7 protein-coding genes and 1 tRNA gene are annotated in these 7175 nt (G+C 43.2%); 3 read left to right on the top strand and 5 right to left on the bottom strand.

All coding sequences use genetic code 11. The annotated features are described in order from the left end of the window. Nucleotides 1-237 precede the first annotated feature (237 nt). The 3 genes from B4033_RS01420 to B4033_RS01410 form a co-directional block, all read right to left on the bottom strand. Nucleotides 238-465 (bottom strand): hypothetical protein, encoded by a 228-nt coding sequence (locus B4033_RS01420; RefSeq protein ID WP_004813658.1) that lies wholly within the window; start codon nt 463-465, stop codon nt 238-240. A gap of 261 nt (nt 466-726) precedes the next feature. After that, nucleotides 727-1077 (bottom strand): hypothetical protein, encoded by a 351-nt coding sequence (locus B4033_RS01415; RefSeq protein ID WP_004813657.1) that lies wholly within the window; start codon nt 1075-1077, stop codon nt 727-729. Between the two features lie 468 nt (nt 1078-1545). Beyond that, nucleotides 1546-1636: transfer RNA gene (locus B4033_RS01410), tRNA-Ser, on the bottom strand. 120 nt (nt 1637-1756) lie between these two features. Between B4033_RS01410 and B4033_RS01405 the strand changes: the two genes are divergently transcribed. Continuing rightward, on the top strand, nt 1757-3637 hold the full coding sequence (locus tag B4033_RS01405; RefSeq protein ID WP_005220646.1) for a potassium transporter Kup: 1881 nt from the start codon (nt 1757-1759) through the stop codon (nt 3635-3637). A 66-nt stretch (nt 3638-3703) separates the two neighbouring features. Here B4033_RS01405 and B4033_RS13625 read toward each other — a convergent pair whose 3' ends face one another. Continuing rightward, complete coding sequence (locus B4033_RS13625; protein ID WP_286831397.1) at nt 3704-4165, bottom strand: hypothetical protein; 462 nt, start codon at nt 4163-4165, stop codon at nt 3704-3706. A 267-nt stretch (nt 4166-4432) separates the two neighbouring features. Between B4033_RS13625 and B4033_RS01395 the strand changes: the two genes are divergently transcribed. Next, nucleotides 4433-5551, top strand: a complete 1119-nt coding sequence (locus B4033_RS01395) for a DNA/RNA non-specific endonuclease (RefSeq protein WP_286831394.1) — start codon at nt 4433-4435, stop codon at nt 5549-5551. A 79-nt stretch (nt 5552-5630) separates the two neighbouring features. After that, nucleotides 5631-5876: a hypothetical protein gene (locus B4033_RS01390; protein ID WP_004813651.1), complete on the top strand. Its 246-nt coding sequence runs from the start codon at nt 5631-5633 to the stop codon at nt 5874-5876. Nucleotides 5877-5999: 123 nt separating this feature from the next. On the opposite strand, the gene B4033_RS01385 is transcribed toward B4033_RS01390, so the two are convergent. Further along, nucleotides 6000-7052, bottom strand: a complete 1053-nt coding sequence (locus tag B4033_RS01385) for an AraC family transcriptional regulator (protein ID WP_286831387.1) — start codon at nt 7050-7052, stop codon at nt 6000-6002. Between the last annotated feature and the right edge of the window lie 123 nt (nt 7053-7175).

The following is a 7175-nucleotide window of genomic DNA, read 5'->3' as shown; positions in this document are numbered from 1 at the left end:
CAACTGAGCTATGCCGGCGTTGTGGTGTGCATTCTACAGATTTTTTGAGGTGATGCAAGCCAAAAAATAACCGTTTAAATGCTTTGGTAAAATTTTAAGTTTGATTGAATTCTGCATGATACGAAAAGCTGCAAAACTTGAAATACATCAGCTGGATTCATGAAAATCGCCCACATGCGAAAGTGTGGGCGAGGGTGGAAAATTTAAACTGGTTTCAGAGATGAATAAAAACTAGGTTTATCGGCTTTTTAGGATACGGTCCAGATCCTGAGCACATTCCTCCAAGGTAAAGGCCATGTCAAACTGCATTTGGGGTTTGAGTTCTTGAGCGAGGCTTCTCCACTGTTCGATGAGTCTGAGGGCTTTTTGAATCTTATGTTTGTTGACGTCTTTGGCAATGGTCGGAGTGTAACCGCCACGTTTAGCATTTTTGATCTGTTTTGCATAGTTTGCGCTGTTATTCATGTTCGCTCCCGAATAGCAGTGTGTCTATCTTTTAGCTTTTAGTTTGAATCAAGATCAATGGCGTGGTTGGTTGGATCTACTGGTTTTTGTTCTCCTTTTATGTGCCCGCTAAGAGCAACATAACATAGCGATGATGACAATAAAATTAAGCTATTTTTATGCCAAGTTAGAATTCAGTAACTGAATTTTTTGTATAACTTTCATGAAATATATATAGGGAAAAGAGGGCAATTCATTTGTTCATTAATTAAAAGACAAGCATTAGCAAACGACATTGTCCTTCTTCTTATAAAAATCCAGTGCCAGCTTCAAATCCTGTGCTAACTGTTCTTTTGTGTTTTCTGGCGCAATTTTTATAAAGGCAGGTACATATTCTTTAAAATACACCTCAGGATAATCTTCGCAAATGATTTTCTTGCGAAGTTCCATAGGTGTAGCCGGGTTATCTAACTGGTCCAGAAAACCACTGATTTTCTGATCCGCCTGTTCAAACTGAATGACATCTACAGAGTTTTTATCTGTCGACATTGCGGCTTCTGCCTGCTCAGGCTGCTTTTGGCAACCAGCAATAACAAACATAACGAGCAGGGTAGTAAAGGTTAGTTTTTTCATCGTCTTTTCTAGTTGTTATCCGGGGCTGAATAATAAGAGTATAAGAGAATTCACCACTGTATAAGAACTGATTTTTTTAAATAAAAAAAATACCTCCATCATAAGGAAGGAGGTATTAAATTGGAAAAGAAACTACAGCGAGCTTCTGATTACACATTTTATATTAGATCACTTTTCAAACAATTGGCAGAATATTACAAGCTTGATAATGGTTCATAAAATTAAAATTGCTGTAACATCTAAAAATGGAATTTAGCCAACAACTTAATGAATTTTCCTTTATTAAGCCATAAAAATTAAAGAATCTGATTAAATATTTTTTCTTTTCTAAAAGCTAAAAATGAAGGCGTTGAGGAATAGCCAATAGTGAAATTGCAGCATGATATGTAATTACAGCCAACAAAAAAGGCTTAAACCCTTTAGATTTAAGCCTTTTAAGACATCATGTGGCTACATGATAATGATATTTGGCGGTGAAAGAGGGATTCGAACCCTCGATACGCTATTAACGTATACACACTTTCCAGGCGTGCTCCTTCAGCCACTCGGACACTTCACCATGGCGGTGGATGATATAGAAAAAAAACCAGTCTGCCAAGCTTGAAACAATTGATTTGCAGAAAAAGTTTGGAGGCAGTGCTATGATTCGCAAAAATACTTTCTAAAACGAAGACAATATATGCAAAGTACTGCACAAAAAGCAGCTTTACCAGTCATTACGCTGGCTGCGCTTGGGGTCGTTTTTGGTGATATTGGTACCAGTCCTCTTTATGCACTGCGCCAATGTTTCCTGACCTCGCATCTTGCCATCAGCGAAGCCTCGGTACTGGGCATTCTCTCCCTGATCTTCTGGTGCATCATGCTGACAGTGAGTTTTAAATACGTCACCATCATCATGCGTGCTGACAACAATGGTGAGGGCGGCATCATGTCACTGCTGGCCCTCAACCTGCGGACAACACTAATCTCGGATAAGAAAAAGATTTATCTGATTGCTTTAGGCTTTATTGGTGCTTCATTGTTCTTTGGTGACGGGATTATTACACCTGCGATTTCTGTACTCTCTGCCATTGAAGGATTGAGTATTGCTACGCCAGTGTTTAATAAATGGCTGGAGCCTTTATCCATTGGAATTATTGCTGGCCTGTTTTTGGTACAGCGTCATGGCACCGGGACCATGGGTAAATTTTTTGGTCCACTGACTTTACTGTGGTTCCTGTCGATTGGTGGCTTTGGTCTATGGAGTATCATCCAGACGCCGACAGTCCTGCATATGATTAACCCTTATTGGGCTTATCATTTTGTGGTAGATCAACCTTATGTGGCTTTCCTGACCATGGGCGCAGTGATTCTGACCATGACCGGAGGCGAAGCGATTTATGCAGATATGGGACATTTTGGTCGCCTGCCAATTCGTCTGGCCTGGTTCATTATTGTCTTGCCATGTCTGTTACTCAATTATGCAGGGCAGGGTGCGCTTCTGCTACGTAGTCCAGAAGCTTTGGCTAATCCATTCTATATGCTGCTGCCGGAATGGAGCCTGTATCCAATGATTGGTCTGGCAACGGCTGCTGCGGTCATTGCCTCACAAGCCGTGATTACCGGGGTATTCTCGATGGTCAATCAGGCAATTCAGCTGCGCTATTTACCACGTTTGAGCGTGAAACACACTTCAGCTGAAGAACGTGGCCAGATTTATCTGCCATTCATTAACTGGATGCTGTTTATTTCGGTCGTGATTCTGATTTTGTTATTTGAGAACAGTGCGAGACTTGCCAGCGCCTATGGGGTGGCAGTAACCATGACCATGCTCTGTGGCACGATCTTGATCTCTATTTTGGCTTATGGTTTCTGGCGCTGGCCAATCTGGAAAGTACTATTATTCGCGGCTCCTTTTCTGGCGCTCGATCTGATTTTTGTCGCATCTACTTCACTGAAAATCTATTCGGGTGGCTGGGTGCCAATCATGCTTGGCGCAGTATTGTTTACGATACTCATGACTTGGAAGGATGGCCGCGAACTGTTACTCAAACGTATGCAGCAAAATACCTTGCCAATTGAGCTATTTATCAAGAGTGTTTCTACCGGTGGCGGTACCCAGTTTGTGCCGGGAGATGCCATTTTCCTGACCGGAACTCCGGATGTCGTACCACATGCCATGCTGCATAACATCAAGCATAACAAGGTACTGCATCAACGTAATATCATGGTCACGGTGATTACCCGGGATATTCCCTTTGTGGGAGAGGAAGATCGGGTAGAAGTTGAAAAGCTGAATGAGCATTTTTACCGGATTTATGCCTATTTCGGTTTCAAGGATCAGCCTGATATTCCACGGGCGGTCAAGCAAGCCTACACGGAATGGGGCTTTGACTATGATCTGATGCAGATCAGTTTCTTTATCTCTCGTGACCGGGTAATTCATGCAATCGGAGAAGGCATGTCACCATGGCGTGAAAAACTGTTTATTTCAATGCAACGTAATACCAGTCCGGTGAGTGATTTCTATCAGATTCCAACTAACCGGGTGGTGGAACTTGGTAGCCAGATCGAAATCTAGCAACAATATTTAAAATGAAAAAAACCAGAGTTCAGCTCTGGTTTTTTAATATCTGTTTCAGACCCGTTATGGAGTAGTTACACCTGGAGCAGTAGAGCCTGCTGGTGTCATCGGGGAATCTTGCTGCATCTCAGGCAGAGTACGGGGATCGTTGGGCTGCTGCATGTCTGGAGTTGCACCTTGTCGCATCATGGCAGGATCTTGAGAATGGCGCATCATACCCGGAGCCTGAGACATGCCCGGCTGACCAGATTGTATGCCAGACGACGGATTATTTTGCATAGCAGGTGCCTGACTTGGCTGCACTAAACGAATCTGACCAGAATTGACCAAATTTTCCAGAGAAGCATTCTGACCGTTTACAGTGGTGCTAATTCGTGCCTTGGACAGGCTTTCTAATGTTTCGCCCGGCTGTACCCGTGGTTCAGCCAATGCACTGAGGCTCATTACACTGGTAAATACACCTAGAGCCAGTAATTTTGAATAATGAGTTTTGCAAGTATGGGAGTTTTTCTTCAGCGATAACATCACAATGCTCCTTCGTATATTTCTTCGAGGAATTAGAGGTTCTTACAATTGCATAATTAAAGAGTAGGCAGCAAGGAAAGCTACATAAATGGGTTGAAATCTAGTTCAAGTATTCGTAAAAAACCGACAGGCTGTTACATACTTAATGGATGTTTATTTACATATCGCTTATTTGTTAAGCGATTAGAAATGTCATGATATACACGGCTTACAGGGCTTGTTAAGCTCGGCAACACCCGCTGTAGATGTTCTAAAGTAGCTGTAATCATGGCCAAGAAGCAACGTACCAAAAAAAATCCTGTCTTTCGGTTCCTTAACGAAAATACTGTAAAAATTATCCTGGGTGTGGTGGCATCGGGTAGTTTTGCGATTGCCTTTGGTCAAGAAAAAATCAGCCAGTGGGTATCGCTGTCTTCACCATCAAATTCTGCCTGTCTGGATCAGTTTTACCGGGATGTGCCACCTTACTTAATGAAGGACAGCTTAAAAAAGAACAGCTATGCACTGTGCTTTAACGGCTTTAATGTCATGTATTCTGGTGTCTCCAAAACACCATTATGGGTGGCAGAATTACTGACGCCATCTCGCCTGAGTCAAAAGATTCCGCGTGAAGACAGCTTCCATGAGGAAGAACGTGTCAGTTCGGCGCATCGTGCAACTCTGGCAGATTACCGTGGTACTGGCTATGACCGTGGCCATATGGCGCCAAATGCTGATATGCCAACCAAGCAGGCACAGTTTGACAGTTTCTCCTTAGCCAACATGGTACCGCAAGCCCCGAAGAACAATCAGCAGGCGTGGCGTGAACTGGAAGAAGCCACCCGTGCGGTGGTGACTAAACAGAAACAGGATGTCTATGTGGTTACGGGACCGGTTTATAGCGCGAAAAAGCTGGAGACGATTGGCAAAGGCGTAATCGTACCGAATGCGACCTATAAAGCGGTATATATGCCGAAAACTGGTGCAGCCGGGGTGTATTATGTGGATAACAACCTGAAAAATCCGGCACCAAAAGTCCAGATCATCAGCGTCTGTGCCCTGGAGGAACTGGTTAATATCAACATCTTCCCGCAACTGACTGAAGAACAGAAACGTAATACCTATAAGCTGCCTTTGAAAGCCAGCGAGGTGAAGGCCAATAAGCCTATCACCTATGCAAACTGGGATGCAGAAAGCCAGTGCGCCGAAGATGTATCCAAGAGTGACCTGGAAGCATTACAAGAGGAATTCAAACGTTCTGGTGGAGGTCGTACGTCTGTGAGCGGGAATACTTCAACATCTGAGGGCTCCACTAGTGACGCAGCAGACAATAATGATCCGCAAGGTGCATTGATCAAGCAGTTGCTGGAAGCAGTGCTACAGTTCATTTTACAGCTTTTGAAATAATTCTGTTGTGCCAGACAGGATTCAGGTAGCATAAATCTGTCCGGTACAATTAAAAAACAACAAGGAAGCGACAGAAAAAATGTTTAAACCTTATGAAAACGGCACCGAATCACATGCGATTCATGACCTGACCATTGAAAATGATGTGGACTGTGTCAGCCTTTATGGAAACTTGCAGTTAACCAAGGATCAGGCCGGACTGAAAGCAGCCAAGGCCTTGCAGGCGCTACTCAATGATGTGGTACAGCAACTGGAAAATACCCCGGATCTGCCTGACAAGATCCAGCGTGATGACGCTCAGGAAATTGATAATCCATTTTTATAATGGGTCATTTTTTAAAATTTCATGACTCTTCCATGTGAAACAGAAAAAGCTCAGGATTACTATGAGCTTTTTTTATTCAGGTTTAAAAGTTTATTTCTCTTGAATTATCTTTATTATTTTTACTCAAAAATCTAAATTTGATATTGGGTAATCTAAAAATTTCTCCTGTGTTTTGTTTTTCAGATAGTCTGAGCGCCACTGTTGCGGCGTCTGGCGGGTCCACTGCTTAAAGGCACGCTGGAAGGCACTTTGTTCTGAATAACCCAATAACAGGGAAATCTCGTGCAGGCTTAGATTTTCATCGGTCAAATATTGTTGGGCCAGCATAAAACGGATTTCCTGCATTCGCTGCTGATAGGTCTTGCCCTGTTTTTGCAAATGACGCTGCAACTGCCGAACCGACCAGTGTAACTGACGGGCAATATGCTCAATCTGAAACATGTTTTTTTGCAGTCCGGTCAGGATCGCCTGCTGAATCCGATGATCTATCTGTGAAGTATTCGGCAGTTTTTCCAATAAGGCTTCTGCCTGTTGTTTTAACAGTTTCTGTAGCGTCTGGTCACCTTGACGTAATGGTTTCGTCAGTTCAGAAACATGCATAAAAATCACACTCTTTGGCTGATCAAAACGGACCTTGCAACGGAAGTACTGTTCATACAGATTGAGATACTTGTTGGTCGGCTGGCGGAAATGAACTTCATGTAAGTGAATATCATCGGTAGCCATCAGCGAACGTACAAATTTCAGCATCAATGCCATGGCGACTTCATCAGTCAATTGAGTCGCCAGATTTAGAGGAACATCGACCCAGGCAATTGACAGGTAGTCATTTTCGACCCGGACTTCTAAAGGACTGCCGTCATAGACCAGACGATGATAGTCATGATAGCGCATCATGGCTTCGCCCAAGGTTTCACAGGACAGCGCCAGATAGGCAATAATGCCCAGATGTCGGGGTTGTACGAAATTAGCAATTTCCAGGCCTAAGGCAGGAATCTGCAACTTTTGCTGTAATTGCATGAGCAACTCACGCCAGATGACAAATTCAAAGCGTTCAACGTCCTGTATAGCGAGTAGTTTTTCTGGAATGGGGAGTTGTTTGGATAGATAGAACTCCAGCAACAAATGTCCCAGACCTCCATAAACCGTGCCTGCATCGTCCTGTATGCTGTGCATTTTTTAATTCTTTTTTTGTCGTGTTTTGTCAATCATATTGAATTTTGTGGTCAATATCTAGCCTTTTAGCTCACCTATAGTAAATAAAAAGGAGGGATAGACGATGCTAAAAGGTTTTCTGGC

Source organism: Acinetobacter sp. UBA3132, assembly GCF_002364825.1.
GTDB classification, from domain to species: domain Bacteria; phylum Pseudomonadota; class Gammaproteobacteria; order Pseudomonadales; family Moraxellaceae; genus Acinetobacter; species Acinetobacter schindleri.
The sequence above is the reverse complement of the archived record's forward strand: the minus strand, read 5'-3'. Positions and strand labels throughout refer to the sequence as shown.

What these genes read in the sequence shown, in the direction of transcription:
- B4033_RS01390 (WP_004813651.1), top strand. Translation starts at nt 5,631, where the DNA reads ATGTTTAAACCTTATGAAAACGGCACCGAATCACATGCGATTCATGAC.
- B4033_RS01415 (WP_004813657.1), bottom strand. Translation starts at nt 1,077, where the DNA reads ATGAAAAAACTAACCTTTACTACCCTGCTCGTTATGTTTGTTATTGCT.
- B4033_RS01405 (WP_005220646.1), top strand. Translation starts at nt 1,757, where the DNA reads ATGCAAAGTACTGCACAAAAAGCAGCTTTACCAGTCATTACGCTGGCT.
- B4033_RS01395 (WP_286831394.1), top strand. Translation starts at nt 4,433, where the DNA reads ATGGCCAAGAAGCAACGTACCAAAAAAAATCCTGTCTTTCGGTTCCTT.
- B4033_RS13625 (WP_286831397.1), bottom strand. Translation starts at nt 4,165, where the DNA reads ATGTTATCGCTGAAGAAAAACTCCCATACTTGCAAAACTCATTATTCA.
- B4033_RS01385 (WP_286831387.1), bottom strand. Translation starts at nt 7,052, where the DNA reads ATGCACAGCATACAGGACGATGCAGGCACGGTTTATGGAGGTCTGGGA.
- B4033_RS01420 (WP_004813658.1), bottom strand. Translation starts at nt 465, where the DNA reads ATGAATAACAGCGCAAACTATGCAAAACAGATCAAAAATGCTAAACGT.